This window comes from Sphingopyxis flava (genome assembly GCF_900168005.1).
Taxonomy (GTDB): domain Bacteria; phylum Pseudomonadota; class Alphaproteobacteria; order Sphingomonadales; family Sphingomonadaceae; genus Sphingopyxis; species Sphingopyxis flava.
The window spans coordinates 1-1,178 of record NZ_FUYP01000105.1; the positions used below are offsets into that span (position 1 = coordinate 1).

Consider the following 1,178-nt stretch of genomic DNA (forward strand, 5'->3'; position numbering starts at 1 on the left):
GCGGCTGGAAAGTCCGTGATCGGGCCGATCCACCACGTCGCGCGCAGCGAGGAAATCCCGGCCGACACCGTGGTCTTCGTCTCGGCCAACCGGTCGCTGCGCGAAATCTACGACGAGATGGCCGGCAGCGGTGTCCCCATCAAGCTGATCGGTGACGCTCTGGCGCCGCGTGACGTCCAGGCGGCTATCCGCGAGGGCAGCTTGGCCGCGCGCGAATTGTTAATCCCGGCACTCCAGTCGGCATGAAGCGAGGAGAGACTACCGTGAAAAAGGCAACGCTTGTGGTCCTGACCAAACCCGTCGAGGGACGCGAGGACGAATACAACGAGTGGTACACGGGCCGGCACCTTGACGATGTCCTGCAGGTCCCCGGCTTCGTCGCGGCACAACGTTTCCGCATGGTAGGCGAACCGCTCGAAGGCGCGACCTGGCCCTATTGCGCGCTCTACCAGATCGAGCACGAGGACTTGGGCGAAGCGATCAGCGGCCTGGTCGCGCGCCGCGACACCGAAGTTCTCCCGATCAGCAGTGCGCTCGACCAGGAGAACATGAGCGTCATCCTCTACGAGCCGATCACTGAGCTGAAGACGGCCTGATCACTGGCGCACTCGAGGGTTTCGCTACCGCACCCATCACCTGACAGGTGGGGTGCGGCGGCGCGACCAGTAACTCTGAATCAGCGCCGAAATCGGTTGCTCCACGCCCGCGCCCGCCATGGCCGAGGCGTGAGATCAGTGCGTTGTTCTGCCAGCTGGCCTTTCAGATCGCGCAGGCAACGCCTTCGATCGGCCCGCCCAGCACATCTCCATTCAAAGCGAACCAATGATGAGAAACGAGACAAGCGTAGACCACGACGCGCCGGGCTGGGCAAAGGCACTGTTGCGCCTCTACGCAATTGTTCTTGCCATCATCGGCATTGCAATGGCCCTTGGCGGGCTGGAGCTCGTCCTGCACGGCGGCTCTGTCTACTACTTGATCGCGGGATGTCTTATCGCCGCTGCGTCCGTCCTGATATGGAAACGACAGTGGTCCGGGGCATGGCTCTATGCGTTGGCAGTGGCGATCTCTGTCTTCTGTGTAGCGCGACAAACAGGGGCTCATCCGCAAATTTGGTGCAAGTTGGGGGATTCACGCGCGAATCGGGAGCGTGCATAGAGTGGGGATTACGGTCAGCGATG

The 1,178-nt window shown here is 62.2% G+C and carries 3 protein-coding genes; 2 read left to right on the forward strand and 1 reads right to left on the reverse strand.

What is annotated here, in order from left to right; translation table 11 throughout:
* On the forward strand, nt 1-246 hold a 246-nt coding region (locus tag B5X69_RS20700), incomplete at its 5' end, for a hypothetical protein (protein ID WP_425441545.1).
* 17 nt (nt 247-263) lie between these two features.
* A complete protein-coding gene (locus B5X69_RS20705) occupies nt 264-596 on the forward strand; it encodes a DUF4286 family protein (protein WP_139375924.1) in 333 nt (110 codons plus the stop codon).
* A 163-nt stretch (nt 597-759) separates the two neighbouring features.
* Here the strand turns inward: B5X69_RS20705 and B5X69_RS21235 are convergent, their stop codons facing one another.
* Entirely contained in the window at nt 760-954 is a 195-nt protein-coding gene (locus B5X69_RS21235; RefSeq protein WP_139375925.1) for a hypothetical protein, read from the reverse strand.
* Nucleotides 955-1,178 lie beyond the last annotated feature (224 nt).